This is a genomic window from Methylobacterium variabile, from assembly GCF_001043975.1.
In the GTDB taxonomy this organism is placed as follows: Bacteria; Pseudomonadota; Alphaproteobacteria; order Rhizobiales; family Beijerinckiaceae; genus Methylobacterium; species Methylobacterium variabile.
This window is the reverse complement of the sequence record NZ_LABY01000023.1, coordinates 21,630-37,097: the sequence shown is the minus strand read 5'-3', so window position 1 is coordinate 37,097 and position 15,468 is coordinate 21,630. Positions and strand designations below refer to the sequence as shown.

Genomic DNA, 15,468 nt, shown 5'->3' with positions numbered 1-15,468 from the left:
GCCCGCGGCGGCGCGGCCGGGGTCGGATCGAGGAGCGCAGCGGGAGCGGCCGGCGGCGTCGCGGGCGGGATCGCCACGGTGCGGACCACGGGGGGCGGCGTCGTCCTCAGGGCCGGGATCCCGTCCTTGATCTCCGGCATGTCGGCGACGCGACCGAAATGCACCTCAGGGGGGCGCGGTCGCAAGAGGCCGCTGATCGTCGGATAGGCCGCGGCGGCAAGTCCGGCGCAGCCTCCGATGCCGACGACGGCCAGGGCCGCCAGCATCGCCGGCCGGCGGAGGCGCGACCGCGAGGCCTCGCGCGCGGCGGCGCGCGCCGGGCGCACCTCGGATGGATCTATCTCCACTGGCATCATGGCGCGGGCTCTCCGATTACCTGCCCTCAACCATGATGAGAGCCGCCGAATCAGGCGTGAAGATGTCGAAGGAAATCCGCGGCCTGTGGATAACCTCCGGTTGCTGCATCGTCTCCGGGCAGCAGACGACATTGACTCCCGGCGCCAGGGCGCGCTTGTGCTAACAGCGGGGGCGACCGCACGGAACGCGAGGGCGGGTGCGCAAGACACGATTGATCGGGGCCGGCATCGCCGCCGTCCTGGCCGCAGCCGTCATGGCCGGCGGCGTCGCCATCCTGGTGCGCGAACAGGGCACCGGCGGCGGGCAGAAGGTCGCCGCCTTCCGCGAGGCCCGGACCTTCGCGATCTCCAGCACGCTCATGCAGATCGAGGGGCCCTACAGCCTGCTCCTCGGCGACTCGCAGCTCGAGCGGCTCTTCCTGCCGAGACTGTGCGGCCATCCTGCCGTCAACGCCGCCATCGCGGGGACGCGGGCCGCCGGCCTGCGGGCCGTCGCCGACTGGCTGAAGCTGCCGCGCCCCCCGGAGACGATCGTGGTCACCATCGGCACCAACGATCTCACCCGGCGCCAGCGATCCGGCCACCCGGACGCCACCGACCACTTCCGGGCGGAGACCCGCGCCCTCTTCGCCGAGCTGGCGCCGCGGGCCGGGCGCGTCGTCGCGACCGCGATCCCACCCTTCGATGCCGACCGTCCCGGCGTGGCGAAGCACTACGACGTCGCGGCGGCGCCCGCCTACTCGGCGATCCTGTCGGAGGAGTGCGCCCGGGCCGGCTGCCGGTACGTCGATGCCTTCGCCGGCCTGCGCGACCCGGCGGCCAAGGCCCGGTCGCCGGACGGGGTCCATCTCGGACTCGATGCCGCTGCGCGGGACCGGGTCGCCGCCCGCCTCGAGTCGGCCGCCTGTCCCGAGCTGTCGGCACCGTCGCGATGAGGTGGAAGCCGGGCGTCGACGGGCCGACCGGCGGCGCTCTACTTGATCTTCCTGGAAGTCCGCCAGGTGATCACTACTTTGGACTGCAGCGATGCGGCAAGTCTACAACCGCGACCCGGCCTGGCCTCCCCGGACGGCAGATGCCGACATGATCTCCCCGGCACCCGCGCAGATCACGGCACGGCGACGATTTCGCCGAGGTCAGCTTACGGAGTGTGTCTGCGGCACTTGGACGAATCGCGCCCTTAGGTTAGCAGAAACGGGTTTCGGGATTTACCCGATTCGGCTGGGCGCGACCGGCGACTGACGGCGCGGCCCGAGCCCGGGTAGAGGCACCGCCGTGCTCGGCATGATCGAGTAGGAGAGCTGATGACGGCGCGGACCGCGCATCCGATCGCGGGCGTACCGGTCGACGGACCGGACGATGCCCTCGGCCGCGCGCTGCCGGAGAGCGGGGACGGGCTGGGCGGGCTGCCCTCGCGCCTGCTCCTCGACGCGTTGCCGCAGAAGATCTGGATGTTCGACCGCGACGGCGACGTGCGCTTCGCCAACGGGGCGGCACGGGAGATCGGCACCGGCCTCGGCGAGCCGGACGGCTGGGACAGCGTGATCCACCCCAAGGATCGCAACCGCGCGGCCGCCGCCCGCGCCTCCGCCATCCAGTCCGGCGAGCCCTACGATCTGACGATCCGCCTGCGCGACGCCAGCGGCCGCTGGCACTGGCACCAGACCGACCTGGTGCCGATCCGCGACGGCGCATCGGTCGTCGGCTGGATGCTGACGGCCGCCGACGTCGACGACGTCGTGGCCGACAACCAGGCCCTCGAAGCCACCACCAACCTGCTGCTCCTCACCCACAAGGCGGCCGGCGTCGGTCTCTGGGACTGGAACATGCGCACCGGCGCGCTCTCCCTCTCGGCGGAGGGCGCGCGCCTGCACGGCCTGGCGGCGCAGACCTGCATCATCACGTCCTCGGCCTGGACCGGGCTGGTCCACGCCGAGGACCGCGCGGTGCTGTGGGATGCGGTGACGAAGGCGGTCACCACCCGCACCCCGTTCTCGGTCGACGTGCGGGTCACCGCCGAGCACGGCAGCACCCGCTGGATCCAGAGCCTCGGGCGCGTGCTCGACGACGCGCACGGCCTGAGCGGGCGCATCGTCGGCCTGACGCTCGACATCACCGCCCGCAAGCGGGCGGAGCAGGCGCTCTCTCAGGCCAAGGAGGGGGCCGAGCAGGCCAACCGGGCGAAGTCGGACTTCCTGGCGATGATGAGCCACGAGATCCGCAACCCCCTCAACGCCGTCCTCGGCTACACCGAGCACATGCTGGGTCGCTCCCGCGAGCCCGAGACCCTGCGCCACCTCGCCGCCGTCCAGGAGGCCGGCGAGATCCTGCTGCGGGTCGTCGACGACGTGCTCGACGTGGCGCAGATCGAAGCGGGCCAAGTCGCCCTCGATCCCGAGCCCTTCCTCCTCGCCGACCTTCTGGAGGGAACCGCCTCCCTCGCCCGCGGGACGGCCGCCCGCAAGGGCGTGGTGGTGGAGGTCGTGCGCGATCCCGCCACCCCGGCCTGGGTGCTCGGGGACCTCGGCCGGCTGCGCCAAGTGCTGCTCAACCTCCTCACCAACGCCGTGAAGTTCACGCCGTCAGGACGGGTGGTCCTGGCCGTCAGCCCGGACACCGGCCGGGGGGCCGAGGGCCGCGTGCTGTTCACGGTGAGCGACACCGGCATCGGCATGTCGCCCGCCCAGCAGGAGCGGCTGTTCGTGCCCTTCGGCCAGGGGGACGAGTCGATCCGGCGCCGCTTCGGCGGCAGCGGCCTCGGCCTGGTGATCTGCCGCCACCTCGTCGAGCTGATGGGCGGCCGGATCGGCGTCGCGAGCGAGCCCGGGCGGGGGACGCGGATCTGGTTCGCCGTGATGCTGCCGCCGGCCTGAGCGGCCGGTTCAGTTCCGGCCCGCGGGACGTTATCTAGATCCGCGTGCGACCGGGCGGCGAGCCCGGGCGCCGGCGCAGGGTTCCGGGCCGGGACGTCGCGCCGGACGCCCGCGCGGTCCGCGACGGCATCAAAAGAGATCCCATGCAGTGGACGGATGACGGGCTGGTACTCGGGGCGCGGCGGCACGGCGAGACCAGCGTCGTCCTGGAGCTGATGACGGCGGAGCACGGGCGGCATCTCGGCCTCGTCCATGGCGGGCGCTCGCGCCGGATGCAGCCGGTGCTCCAGCCCGGCAACCTGGTGCGGGCGGTGTGGCGGGCGCGGCTCGACGAGAGTCTCGGCGCCTACGCGGTCGAGCCGCTCGAGAGCGCCAGCGCCCGGCTGATCGGCTCGCGCCTCGCCCTCTACGGCATCGGCTACGCCGCCGGGCTGCTGCGGCTCCTGCCGGAGCGCGACCCCCATCCGGCCCTGTTCGCCGCAGCGAGGGTGCTGGTCGAGCACCTGCACGAGCCCGAGGTGGCCCCGGCCCTGATGGTGCGCTTCGAGCTCGCGGTGCTGGCCGAGCTCGGCTTCGGCCTCGACCTCTCGGCCTGCGCGGCCACCGGCACCAACGCCTACCTGGCCTACGTCTCGCCGAAGAGCGGCCGCGCCGTGAGCGCCGCCGCCGGCGAGCCCTGGCGCGACCGGCTGCTGGCCCTGCCCGATTTCCTCGTCGACCGCCCCGACCGCCGCGGCCTGAACGTGCCGAGCACGGCGGAGGTAAGGCAAGGGTTTACCTTGACGGGATATTTCCTCGATCAGCACATCTGGGGCCCGCGCGATCTCGCCGAGCCGGAGGAGCGGGTGCGCTTCGTCGCGCTTGGCACTGCCGGCGCCGGCTGAGCCCGCCTGCGGACGCGGCGCTAGCGGGAGCGAGGCGAGCCCGGACGGGCGCCGGCACCGTGGGCCGAATGCACGGAGAGGTGGTCCGCACCGTTCCTGGCAATCGGCGGATGTTCGTGTTATGTTCTGGTCTTGAGACCGCCGAAATCGTGAGCTGACGTACGCCCCATGGGAAAGCCCTTCGAGCCACCCTCCGACCGCGACGGGATCGAGAACGTCGACCTGAAGGCGGCGCTGGAGGAGCGCTACCTCGCCTACGCCCTCTCGACCATCATGCACCGGGCGCTGCCCGATGCACGAGACGGCCTCAAGCCCGTCCACCGGCGCATCCTGCACGCGATGCGGCTGCTGCGCCTCGATCCCGGCAGCGCCTACAAGAAGTGCGCCCGCGTCGTCGGCGACGTGATCGGCAAGTACCATCCGCACGGCGACGTCGCGGTCTACGACGCCCTGGTGCGCCTGGCGCAGGATTTTGCCCAGCGCTACCCGCTGGTCGACGGCCAGGGCAATTTCGGCAACATCGACGGCGACAACCCGGCGGCCCAGCGCTACACCGAGTGCCGGATGACCGAGGTCGCCCGCCTCCTCCTCGAGGGGATGGACGAGGACGCGGTCGACTTCCGGCCCAACTACGACGGGCAGGAAGAGGAGCCGGTGGTGCTGCCGGCGGCCTTCCCGAACCTGCTCGCCAACGGCTCGCAGGGCATCGCGGTCGGCATGGCGACCTCGATCCCGCCCCACAACGTGGCGGAGCTGTGCGAGGCGGCGCTCTACCTCATCACCCACCCGGCCGCGACCTCCGAGCAGCTGACCACCTTCGTGAAGGGGCCGGACTTCCCGACCGGCGGCATCGTGATCGATCCGGCGGCATCGATCGCCGAGGCCTACCGCACCGGGCGCGGCGGCTTCCGGGTCCGGGCGCGCTGGCAGAAGGAAGATCTCGGCCGCGGTACCTGGGCGGTCGTCGTCACCGAGATCCCCTACGGCGTGCCGAAGGCCCGGCTGATCGAGAAGATGGCCGAGCTTCTCCAGGAGAAGAAGCTGCCGCTGCTCGCCGACGTGCGCGACGAATCGGCCGAGGACGTGCGGGTGGTGCTGGAGCCGCGCTCGCGGACCGTCGATCCCGTCGTCCTGATGGAATCGCTGTTCCGGCTCACGGAACTTGAGAGCCGCATTTCCCTCAACATGAACGTGCTGGTCGGCGGCACGGTGCCGCGGGTGATCGGCCTCGCCGAGGCCCTGCGCGAGTGGCTCGACCATCGCCGGGTCGTGCTCCAGCGCCGCTCGCGCCACCGCCTCGCCCAGATCGAGCGCCGGCTCGAGATCCTCGGCGGCCTGCTCATCGTCTATCTCGACCTCGACCGGGTGATCCAGATCATCCGAGAGGAGGACGAGCCGAAGGCCGAGCTGATGCGGGTCTTCGAGCTGACCGAGCTGCAGGCCAACGCCATCCTGGACACCCGCCTCAGGTCGCTGCGCAAGCTCGAGGAGATGGAGCTGAAGCGCGAGCTCGACACGCTGACCAAGGAGAAGGCCGAGCTCGACGGGCTGCTCGGCTCCGACGACCGGCAGTGGAAGGCGATCGCCGGGCAGATCCGGGCGGTGCGCAAGACCTACGGTCCCGAGACGCCGCTCGGCCGCCGCCGCACGACGCTCGAGAACCCGCCCGACACCTCCGGCATCGACTTCTCCGAGGCGATGGTCGAGCGCGAGCCGATCACCGTGATCGTGTCGCAGAAGGGCTGGATCCGCGCGCTCAAGGGCCACGTCGCCGACCTCTCGGGCGTGCAGTTCAAGGGCGACGACACCCTGAAGGTCAGCTTCCCCACCGAGACGACCGCCAAGATCCTGGTGCTCGCGTCGAACGGCAAGGTGTTCACGCTCGAGGCCGCCAAGCTCCCCGGCGGGCGTGGCTTCGGCGATCCCGTTCGCCTGATGGTCGACATGGACGAGGGCTCGGAGATCGTCACCGTCTGGGCGCACAAGCCCGGCGTGAAGCTCCTTCTCGCCACCACCGACGGGCGCGGCTTCGTCACGCCGGCGGACGGGCTCGTCGCCAACACCCGCAAGGGCAAGCAGGTGGTCGGCCTTGACGAGCCAGCCCAGGCCAGCCTCGTCGTCGAGGTAGGGGAGGGCGACCACGTCGCCGCCTGCGGTACCAACCGCATGCTGACGGTGTTCCCGCTGGCCGAGATCCCCGAGATGGTGCGCGGCAAGGGCGTGCGGCTGCAGAAGTACCGCGACGGCGCCCTCGACTCGGTGGTGATCTTCCGCCTCGCCGACGGCCTGACCTGGCCCGACAGCGCCGGCCGCACCCGCACCGTGGCGGGCGAGGAGCTGGCGAAGTGGGTCGGCCACCGCGGCACCGCCGGAACGATGGCGCCGCGGGGATACCCCAAGTCCGGCCGCGCGTGACCGGGGCCCGGATCGCGCATGGCGGGCGGGCTGCAACCCGAAGGGGAGGATGACGAGGAGGGCGACGAGGAGCGCGAGCGGGCACAGCTCGCCCGTGACACCCTCGTCCACAACGAGCAGGTGAAGCTGACCGCGAACCTGATGAACATCGGTGCCGCCGGCTTCGCCATCACGGGCATCGTCGCCCCGCTCACCGCCGCCATGGCGACGACGGGCCGCGTCACCGCGCCAGCCCTCGCGCTGATGGTCGTTTGGTTCGTGCTCGGCGTTGGTCTACACTTCGGTGCGAGGCTGACGTTGACGACCCTGCGATGATGAGCCTGACGACCTACGCCCTGGTCCTGGTGCCCTGCCTCGTGGGAGGCGCCGCGGTGCTGGGCGTGACGAGCTTGCGCCGGTCGGCCGCCCGGCTCGACCGGCGGGCGGCGCGGATCGCCGCGGAGGCGTCGCCCCCGCGGAGCCCGCGGGCGCATCCGAGGGCCGTAAGGCGGGCGGCCGGGCGTTGATCGACGTTGAAAAATAGCCGGATAATATAGATGGCTGAATCGGAGCAGTACATCGGCGAAGTCACCCATACATCGTCGACTTTCTTGCAGGCTATCCTGGCGATCATTCTTCCCGTTGGCGCGGCGTTCGCAGAAATCTCGGACAGGATCGGAGAAGCACGTGCGAACCACTGGATCGTCACCTGCACCCTACTCCTGCTCACCGTGGTCGCGGCCGCAAGCGGTTGGCGCCGGGCATTGATGCTATGGCCGGCGACATTGCTATGGGGCCTGATCGCGTTCGGAACTGTCTGGGAGTGGCGTGACGAGATTCAGCAGAAAGGAACGCTGAGCCTGCTGTGGGAGGTTGGATCGACGGCAGCGGCGATGTTGCTCGGCCCGCCCCTGTGCGCCGGACTCGCCCGACGGTGGCTAAGCCCCCTGACGCGAGCAGCGTAGCGGACGCCTGCGCCCCGAGCCCGACTTCCCCCTACACCCACTGCCCCGCAGCGCCCTCCGCCGCCCGGCGGATCGCCGCGATGTTGCCGGCATAGGCCGCGCGCCCGCCCTTGAAGGTGGCGGAACCGGCCACCAGCGCGTTGGCGCCCGCCTTCACCACGGCCGGCGCGGTCTCCGGCGTGATGCCGCCATCGACCTCGATGTCGATGTCGCGGCCGGCGGTCATGGCGCGCACGCGGGACACGGTCTCGCAGACCGAGCCGATGAAGCTCTGGCCGCCGAAGCCCGGGTTGACCGTCATGCACAGGACGAGGTCGACCATGTCGAGCACCGGCTCGACCAGGCTCGCCGGCGAGCCCGGGTTGATGGCGACGCCGGCGCGCTTGCCCAGCGCCCGGATGGTCTGGAGCGAGCGGTGCAGGTGCGGCCCGGCCTCCGCGTGGACCGTGATGATGTCGGCGCCGGCCTCGGCGAAGGCCTCGAGGTAGGGATCGGCCGGGGCGATCATCAGGTGGACGTCGAACACGGCCGTCGTGTGCGGCCGCAGCGCCTTCACCACCACCGGCCCGAAGGTGATGTTGGGCACGAAATGGCCGTCCATCACGTCGATGTGGACCCAGTCGGCTCCGGCCGCGACGACGTCGCGGACCTCCTCGCCGAGCCGGGAGAAGTCGGCCGACAGGATCGAGGGGGCGATCACCAGGGGACGGGTCATGGCAGGCCTCGGGTACAGATGCGCGAAAGGCCAGGGTTCGTCACCCCGGCCCCCTGCATGCAGAACGGTTCGGTAGGACGATCAGCGCCGGCGGAACTGGCTGCCGCCGCGGAACGGCGGACGCGGGCCCGAGCTGCGCTCGTCCTTGTGGCGGAACACCAGGCGGCCCTTTTCCAGGTCGTAGGGCGACATCTCGACGGTGACCCGATCGCCGGCCAGAGTCTTGATGCGGTTCTTCTTCATCTTGCCGGCCGTGTAGGCCACGATCTCGTGGCCCTGGTCGAGCTGCACGCGGTACCGTGCGTCCGGCAGGATCTCGAGCACGAGACCGTCGAACTGCATCAACTCTTCTTTCGCCATTCACACTCTCCACCCGGGTCGCCGTCGCGGTCGGCGCCACCGGGAGCACATTTCAGCATTTGATCGCGACGCGGCCGGCCGTACGGGTGCTCGGCCGAGGTGCCGGGCGCGCTGATGGCCTTCTAACGCTCGTTGTGCATGTAAGGTGAGGCGATGGGACGCGCAAGCGGGAGCGTAACGATCACACGGCTTCGTCAACGCCGGAAGGGCCCGGCGCGCAGGGCGCCGGGCCAGGTCCATTCCCACACCATCCCGCCTTGCCGCCGACGCCTCGATGACGAGGCGTAGCGCTTCACGGGCTTGGCCGGCACCGTCGAGCCGGTCGGCTCGACGGTGCCGCGGTCTTACTGGGTCAGCTCGTTGCCGGTGTAGTCGATCCGGCCGTCGCCGCTCTTCTTCCACATGTACATCACGTAGTCGGGACGGGTGATGTCACCCTTCTTGTCGTAGGAGATGTCGCCGATCACGGTCTTGAACGGCTTGCCCTCGTGCATGTAGGCGGCGACCTTCTTGCCGTCGGTCGACTTGGTGGCCTCCATGGCGTCCTTCAGGATCTGCACGGCGGCGTAGGAGTACAGGGTGTAGGCCTCGGGATCGATGTTGCGGGCCTTGAAGGCGGCCACGACGTCCTTCGCGTTGGGGTTCTTGCGGGCGTCCGGCGAGAAGGTCATCAGGGTGCCGTCGGCGCCCGGGCCGGCGATCTGGGCGAACTCCTTGTCGGTGATGCCGTCGCCGCTCATCAGCGGGGCGTTGAGGCCCTGGTCGCGCATCTGGCGCACGATCAGGCCGGCCTCGGTGTGCAGGCCGCCGTAATAGACCACGTCCGCCTTGGCCTGCTTCAGCTTCGAGACGAGGGCCGAGTAGTCCTTCTCGCCCGGGTTGATGCCCTCGAACACCACCTCCTTGCCGCCCTTGGCCTTCAGGGTCTTCAGCGTCTCGTCGGCGAGACCGCGCCCGTACGGGGTCTTGTCGTGCACGAAGGCGATGTTCTTGCCCTTGAACTTGTCGGCGAGCCACGTGCCGGCCACCGCGCCCTGCTGGTCGTCGCGGCCGCAGGTGCGGAAGGTGTTGAACAGCTTGCGGTCGGTGAATTTCGGGTTGGTCGAAGCGGGGGTGATCTGGACGATGCCGGACTCGGCGTAGACATCGGAAGCCGGGATCGAGACGCCGGAGTTGAAGTGGCCGACCACGGCCTTCACGCCCTCGGCGGCGAACTTGTTGGCGACCGACACGCCCTGCTTCGGGTCGGAGGCGTCGTCGCCGATGACCAGGACGATCTTCTGGCCGTTGATGCCGCCGGCCTTGTTGATGTCGGCCACGGCCTGCTCGGCGCCGTTCTTGAGCTGGGCGCCGAAGGCGGCGTTGGCGCCGGTGATCGGGCCGGCAACGCCGAGCTTGATCTGGGCCTGCGCCGATCCGGCCCAGGCGAGGCCGGCCGCGAGGGCGAAGCCGGCCAGTAGCGTGCGCTTCATCTCTGTACTCCTCTGGAACGACACAACGTCGGGCTCGCGGGCCCTTTCGGCCGGGAGACCGGGGCCCTCGGGCCCCGGATCGGTTGCGTCCGGGATGAGCCCCGGACGGATCGCAAGTCCCGCGCCCGTCTCGGGCGCGGGGCGCCGGGCGTCAGGCTCCCGCCTTCGCCCGCCAGGTGAGGGGGCCGCTGCGCTCGTAGAGCCAGCGGTACTGGGTCGTCATCTGCCGGGCCCGGGTGGCGCGGTATCCGGCCGAGCCGATGACGAGCAGCACGATCGTGTCGACGACGTAGTAATGCGGCGACACGAACGTGCCCTCGAACAGGGCGTGGTGGATGAAGCGCACGGCGACGCCGAGGAGCAGGAGCGAGAGCACCGCCTGCCAGTAGGGCCGCCAGCCCAGCGCGATGCCGCGCCCGATCATCCAGGCCATCCAGCCGCCCATCACCACGGTGACGAGGAGGAAGAGCCAGACCGTGCTCTCCTCGTAGAGCATCCCCTGCATCAGTGCCGTCCCCCTTCGAGATAGGCGGCCTTCACCGACGGGTCGTCGAGGAGTTGCTTGCCGGTGCCCGACATCGTGATGGTGCCCGTGACCATGACGTAGCCGCGATGGGCGAGCTTCAGGGCGTGGTAGGCGTTCTGCTCGACGAGGAAGACCGTCATGCCGTCGCGCTCATTGAGCTCCTTGATGGCGGAGAAGATCTGCTTGACGATCAGCGGGGCGAGGCCGAGCGACGGCTCGTCGAGGAGCAGCAGGCGCGGCCGGCTCATCAGGGCGCGGGCGATGGCGAGCATCTGCTGCTCGCCCCCCGACATCGTGCCGCCGCGCTGGTACAGCCGCTCCTTGAGCCGCGGGAACATCGCGCAGACCCGCTCCAGGTCCTGCTCGAAATGGGCGCCGCCGTTGACCGCCGCCCCCATCTGCAGGTTCTCGTAGACGGTCATGCGCGGGAAGATCCGCCGGCCCTCCGGCGACTGCGCCAGGTTGAGGCGGGCAATCTCGTGGGTCGGCATCCGGGTGATGTCCCGGCCCGCGTATGTGATCGTGCCCTCGCGCGCCCGGGGGCTGCCGAAGATCGTCATCATCAGGGTCGACTTGCCGGCCCCGTTCGCCCCGATCAGCGTGACGATCTCGCCCTCGTTGACGTCGAGGTCGACGCCCTTGAGCGCGATGATGTTGCCGTAATAGGTCTTGACCCCGCGCACGGTGAGGAGCGGCGCGCGGGTGCCGGCGGCCCGGGCGCGGGTCTCGTCCACCAGGACGTTGATGCCGGCGACGCTCATACCCCTACCTCCGCCTCGACCTGCTCCACCTCGTCGTCCTCGACGCCCAGATAGGCGGCAATGACGCTCTGGTCGCTCTGGATCTCCGCCGGGGTGCCGTCGGCGATTTTGGTGCCGTAATCGAGCACCACGACGTGATCGGAGATCTCCATCACCACCGACATGTCGTGCTCGATCAGCAGGACCGAGGTGTCGTGGTCGTCGCGGATCGTCCGCAGCAGGTCGTTGAGCAGCAGCGATTCCCGTGGGTTGAGGCCCGCCGCCGGCTCGTCGAGGCAGAGCAGGACCGGGTCGGTGCACATCGCGCGGGCGATCTCGAGCCGGCGCTGGTCGCCGTAGGGCAGGGCGCCCGCCGGGTCGTCGGCACGGTGCATCAGGTGGATGCGCGCGAGCCACTCCTTGGCCCTCTCGACCGCCGCCTGCTCGGCCCGCCGGTAGGCGGGCAGGCCGAGCAGCCCCGCGATCGTGTAGCCGGAGGCCAGCATCAAGGGGTTGTGCTGGGCCACCAGCAGGTTCTCCAGCACGGTCATGCCGGTGAACAGGCGGATGTTCTGGAACGTGCGGGCGACGCGCGCCCGCCGGTTCACCGCGTAGCCGGGCAGCCGCTCGAGCAGGAACTCGGCGCCGTCGCGGTGGCGCAGGGTCATCATGCCCTCAGTCGGCTTGTAGAAGCCGGTGATGCAGTTGAAGACCGTGGTCTTGCCGGCACCGTTCGGGCCGATCAGCGCCGTGATGTCGCCGCGGCCGACCCGGAACGACAGGTCGTTGACGGCGACGAGGCCGCCGAAGCGCATGGTGACGTGGTCGACCGTCAGCACCGGGTCGGCCATGCGGGGGGAGGCAAAAGAGGAGGACATCGAGGACGCCATCAGCCGTGCCCCTCCTTCACGAGGGAGCCCGAGATGCGCTTGCGCTCCTTCAGGACGATCGACGGCGCGCGCTCCGAGATCAGGCCGCGGGGGCGCCAGATCATCATGATCACCATGGCGAGGCCGAACAGCAGCAGGCGGTACTCGCTCGGGTCGAAGTGGTCGCCGAACACCGCCTTGAGGAAGCCGAGGTTGCGCAGGAGCTCCGGCCCGCCGACCATTGCGACCGCGGCGATCGCGACGCCGATCTGCGACCCCATGCCGCCGAGCACGACGATCGCCAGGATGATCGCGCTCTCGAGGAAGTTGAAGCTCTCCGGGCTGACGAAGCCCTGGCGGACGGCGAAGAACGAGCCGGCGAAGCCGCCGAACATCGCGCCGAGCGCGAAGGCCGTGAGCTTGGTGTTTGTGGTGTTGATGCCGAGCGACCGGCAGGCGATCTCGTCCTCGCGCAAGGCCTCCCAGGCCCGCCCGATCGGCAGGCGGCGCAGGCGCAGCGTCACCCCGTTGGTGATGAGGGCGAGCGCCAGGATCAGGTAGTAGAGGAAGATCACCCGGTGCATCGGGCTGAAATCCAGCCCGACCTTCGCCGCGAAGCCGTCCTCGTCCGCGGTGAACGGGATGCCGAAGAACGTGGCGCGGGGGATCGACGAGATGCCGGCGGCTCCCCCTGAGAAGTCGGTCCAGTTGATCAGGACGAGCCGGATGATCTCGCCGAAGGCCAGCGTCACGATGGCGAGGTAGTCGCCGCGAAGCCGCAGGACGGGGAAGCCCAGCACCATCCCCCACAGGCCGGCGAACAGCCCGGCGAGCGGCAGGCAGACCCAGAACGACAGGTCGAACACCGTCGAGAGCAGGGCGTAGGAGTAGGCGCCGACGGCGTAGAACGCGACGTAGCCGAGGTCGAGCAGGCCCGCGAGGCCGACCACGATGTTGAGGCCCCAGCCCAGCATCACGTAGGTGAGGATCAGGATGCCGAGGTCGATCCAGTAGCGGGATTCGCCCAGGCCCCCGGTGCCCAGCACCGCGAGGAGCGGGAAAGCCAGCGTCACGCCGAGGAAGGCCGGCAGGGCGTAGGCAGAGATCTTCTGCGAGGCATTCGGCGTCGCGTCCACCGCCTCGGTCGCCTGCGTCGGCGAGGGCGTGAGCGCCCGCCGGGCGTCGCGGTTGGCGAGCACCAGCCGCTGGCCCAAGCGCGCGACGAAGACGATCCCGCACAGGATCGCCACGAGGCCCCAGCGCGGCACGAGGTCGAGGGCGGAGGTCTGGCTGAGATCGGTGCGGAACGCGACGATCGGCACGCACAGGCCGAAGGTGACGAGCGCGAACAGCGCCGCGTCCTTGATGATCGCCGCCATGTCGGTGGCGGCGCGGTCGGCGGCGGTGGGCGCCGCCAGGGTCTTGGCCGGGTTCGCCATCAGACCTTCTCGACCTCGGGCCGGCCGAGGATGCCGGACGGCATGAAGATGAGCACGATCGCGAGGATCGAGAACGCCGCCACGTCCTTGTACTCGATGGAGAAGTACGCCGACCAGAAGGTCTCGACGAGGCCGATGAGGAGGCCGCCGAGCACCGCGCCGGGCAGGCTGCCAATGCCGCCGAGCACCGCCGCCGTGAACGCCTTGACCCCGGGCGTGAAGCCGTCGGCGAACGACACGACGCCGTAATAGAGCAGGTACATGGTGCCTGCGACCGCAGCCAGCGCGGCGCCGAGCACGAAGGTCAGCGAGATGGTGCGGTCGACGTCGATGCCCAGAAGTGCCGCCATCTTGCGGTCCTGCTCGCAGGCGCGCTGGGCGCGGCCGAGCGGCGTCTTCTGCACCAGGTACCAGAACCCGGCGAGCAGCACGACCGTCGTCAGCATGATGATGATCTGCTTGTAGGACAGCGCCACCGCGTAACCGTTATCCCCGGTCCAGAGCGTGATCACGTCGCGCATCATCGGCGGGGTCGGCTTGTTGCGGGCGCCCTGCACCACCTGGACGAAGTTCGACAGGAAGATCGAGACGCCGATCGCCGAGATCAGCGGCGCCAGGCGGAACGAGCCGCGCAAGGGGCGGTAGGCGATGCGCTCGATCGACCAGCCCCACAGGGCGGTGAGCAGCATCGCGCAGATCAACACGATGAGAAGCGCCAGTGCGATGGACGAGATGCCGAGCCAGGTCGTGACGATCAGGAAGGTGATCAGCGCGATGAAGGCCGAGAGCATGAACACGTCGCCGTGGGCGAAGTTGATCATGCCGATGATGCCGAACACCATCGTGTAACCGATGGCGATGAGGCCGTAGATCGACCCCAGCGTCAGCCCGTTGATGAGCTGCTGCGCGAAGACCTCCATGCGGTCACGTTCTCCATTCGCGGGCTCTTTGCCCGAGCCTCTCCGGCCGCGCCCGTTCGTGCGGGTGTCACGGCCGTCCCTTGGCGTGAGGCTTAGCAAGCACCGCACCACTCGACAATCCGGGGTTGCCGGGCGGGTGTGCGAAAGGCCGGCTGGCTCCGCCGCAACCGCTCCGCTACCGTTCCGGCGAAGCCGATTTCACCACAACCAGGGGGGACCGCCACCATGGCGATGACGATGACCGGGGAGGTCGTGCTGCCGGCCGACCAGCAGACCGTGTGGGAGAAGCTCAACGATCCGGAGGTGCTCAAGCGCTGCATCCCGGGCTGCGACACTCTCGAGAAGGTCGGCGACAACGAGCTGCAGGCCTCGGCCAAGATCGCGGTCGGCCCGGTGAAGGCGACCTTCAAGGGCAAGGTGACCCTCACCGACATCGACCCGCCGAACGGCTACCGCATCACCGGCGAGGGACAGGGCGGCGTCGCCGGCTTCGCCAAGGGCGGCGCCGTGGTGCGGCTCGAGCCGGCTGAGGACGGCCAGACCAAGATGACCTACGACGTCGAGGCCAGCGTCGGCGGCAAGCTCGCCCAGCTCGGCGGCCGCCTGATCAACGGCGTGGCCAAGAAGTACGCCGACAACTTCTTCGACACGTTCGCCAAGGAGGTCCAGGGCGGGGAGGTCGGCAGCGAGACCTCCGCCGCCTGAGCGCGGCCCGAGCCCGGTTCGCGATTCGGTCGCCCGCGATCACCTTGTTGCGAGCCGATCGGGCAGAATGGCGGAAATCGGCTGGAATCGGCCGGTTTCCGCGCCGAAAGACCGAGGTGTCACGCCTTGACCGGCGGTTCCGGGCGGTTGACACTCGAATTCGAGCGATTCCAGAGAGGCACGGCCGGCCCGGCCACCACGAGCGACAGGGTCCAGCAGAAGGACCCGCGGGTCTTCGGCCAGGAGGAGG

16 protein-coding genes and 1 pseudogene are annotated in these 15,468 nt (G+C 70.0%); 8 read left to right on the top strand and 9 right to left on the bottom strand.

Going from position 1 to position 15,468, the window contains the following annotated elements; translation table 11 throughout:
• Nucleotides 1-356, bottom strand: a pseudogene (locus tag VQ02_RS03945) (chemotaxis protein CheA); the annotation flags it as partial.
• A 197-nt stretch (nt 357-553) separates the two neighbouring features.
• Between VQ02_RS03945 and VQ02_RS03940 the strand changes: the two are divergent.
• From VQ02_RS03940 to VQ02_RS03910, 7 genes are all read left to right on the top strand, one after another.
• Nucleotides 554-1,291, top strand: a complete 738-nt coding sequence (locus VQ02_RS03940) for an SGNH/GDSL hydrolase family protein (protein WP_157080480.1) — start codon at nt 554-556, stop codon at nt 1,289-1,291.
• 369 nt (nt 1,292-1,660) lie between these two features.
• Complete coding sequence (locus tag VQ02_RS03935; protein WP_053080203.1) at nt 1,661-3,229, top strand: PAS domain-containing sensor histidine kinase; 1,569 nt, start codon at nt 1,661-1,663, stop codon at nt 3,227-3,229.
• A gap of 143 nt (nt 3,230-3,372) precedes the next feature.
• Nucleotides 3,373-4,113, top strand: coding sequence for a DNA repair protein RecO (gene recO / locus VQ02_RS03930; protein ID WP_048442855.1), 741 nt, complete (start codon nt 3,373-3,375; stop codon nt 4,111-4,113).
• Between the two features lie 168 nt (nt 4,114-4,281).
• Nucleotides 4,282-6,528 carry a DNA topoisomerase IV subunit A gene (gene parC, locus VQ02_RS03925; RefSeq protein ID WP_048442854.1) on the top strand — a complete coding sequence of 749 codons (2,247 nt, stop codon included), beginning with the start codon at nt 4,282-4,284 and terminating at the stop codon, nt 6,526-6,528.
• 18 nt (nt 6,529-6,546) lie between these two features.
• A complete protein-coding gene (locus VQ02_RS03920) occupies nt 6,547-6,843 on the top strand; it encodes a hypothetical protein (protein ID WP_048442853.1) in 297 nt (98 codons plus the stop codon).
• Complete coding sequence (locus tag VQ02_RS03915; RefSeq protein WP_048442852.1) at nt 6,840-7,034, top strand: hypothetical protein; 195 nt, start codon at nt 6,840-6,842, stop codon at nt 7,032-7,034. The genes VQ02_RS03920 and VQ02_RS03915 overlap by 4 nt, the downstream gene beginning before the upstream one ends.
• A gap of 30 nt (nt 7,035-7,064) precedes the next feature.
• Nucleotides 7,065-7,472 (top strand): hypothetical protein, encoded by a 408-nt coding sequence (locus VQ02_RS03910; RefSeq protein ID WP_048442851.1) that lies wholly within the window; start codon nt 7,065-7,067, stop codon nt 7,470-7,472.
• 31 nt (nt 7,473-7,503) lie between these two features.
• Here VQ02_RS03910 and rpe read toward each other — a convergent pair whose 3' ends face one another.
• The 8 genes from rpe to VQ02_RS03870 form a co-directional block, all read right to left on the bottom strand.
• Nucleotides 7,504-8,187 (bottom strand): ribulose-phosphate 3-epimerase, encoded by a 684-nt coding sequence (rpe, locus tag VQ02_RS03905; protein ID WP_048442850.1) that lies wholly within the window; start codon nt 8,185-8,187, stop codon nt 7,504-7,506.
• Nucleotides 8,188-8,268: 81 nt separating this feature from the next.
• Complete coding sequence (gene infA, locus VQ02_RS03900) at nt 8,269-8,547, bottom strand: translation initiation factor IF-1 (RefSeq protein WP_048429304.1); 279 nt, start codon at nt 8,545-8,547, stop codon at nt 8,269-8,271.
• 344 nt (nt 8,548-8,891) lie between these two features.
• Nucleotides 8,892-10,019 carry a branched-chain amino acid ABC transporter substrate-binding protein gene (locus VQ02_RS03895; RefSeq protein WP_048442849.1) on the bottom strand — a complete coding sequence of 376 codons (1,128 nt, stop codon included), beginning with the start codon at nt 10,017-10,019 and terminating at the stop codon, nt 8,892-8,894.
• A gap of 151 nt (nt 10,020-10,170) precedes the next feature.
• On the bottom strand, nt 10,171-10,524 hold the full coding sequence (locus VQ02_RS03890) for a DUF6867 family protein (protein ID WP_048442848.1): 354 nt from the start codon (nt 10,522-10,524) through the stop codon (nt 10,171-10,173).
• On the bottom strand, nt 10,524-11,306 hold the full coding sequence (locus tag VQ02_RS03885) for an ABC transporter ATP-binding protein (protein ID WP_048442847.1): 783 nt from the start codon (nt 11,304-11,306) through the stop codon (nt 10,524-10,526). The genes VQ02_RS03890 and VQ02_RS03885 overlap by 1 nt, the downstream gene beginning before the upstream one ends.
• Nucleotides 11,303-12,163 carry an ABC transporter ATP-binding protein gene (locus tag VQ02_RS03880; protein ID WP_048442859.1) on the bottom strand — a complete coding sequence of 287 codons (861 nt, stop codon included), beginning with the start codon at nt 12,161-12,163 and terminating at the stop codon, nt 11,303-11,305. The genes VQ02_RS03885 and VQ02_RS03880 overlap by 4 nt, the downstream gene beginning before the upstream one ends.
• 11 nt (nt 12,164-12,174) lie before the next feature.
• Complete coding sequence (livM, locus tag VQ02_RS03875) at nt 12,175-13,593, bottom strand: high-affinity branched-chain amino acid ABC transporter permease LivM (RefSeq protein WP_157080479.1); 1,419 nt, start codon at nt 13,591-13,593, stop codon at nt 12,175-12,177.
• On the bottom strand, nt 13,593-14,513 hold the full coding sequence (locus tag VQ02_RS03870; protein ID WP_048442845.1) for a branched-chain amino acid ABC transporter permease: 921 nt from the start codon (nt 14,511-14,513) through the stop codon (nt 13,593-13,595). The genes livM and VQ02_RS03870 overlap by 1 nt, the downstream gene beginning before the upstream one ends.
• A gap of 225 nt (nt 14,514-14,738) precedes the next feature.
• Between VQ02_RS03870 and VQ02_RS03865 the strand changes: the two genes are divergently transcribed.
• Nucleotides 14,739-15,218 carry an SRPBCC family protein gene (locus VQ02_RS03865; RefSeq protein ID WP_048442844.1) on the top strand — a complete coding sequence of 160 codons (480 nt, stop codon included), beginning with the start codon at nt 14,739-14,741 and terminating at the stop codon, nt 15,216-15,218.
• Nucleotides 15,219-15,468: the final 250 nt, after the last annotated feature.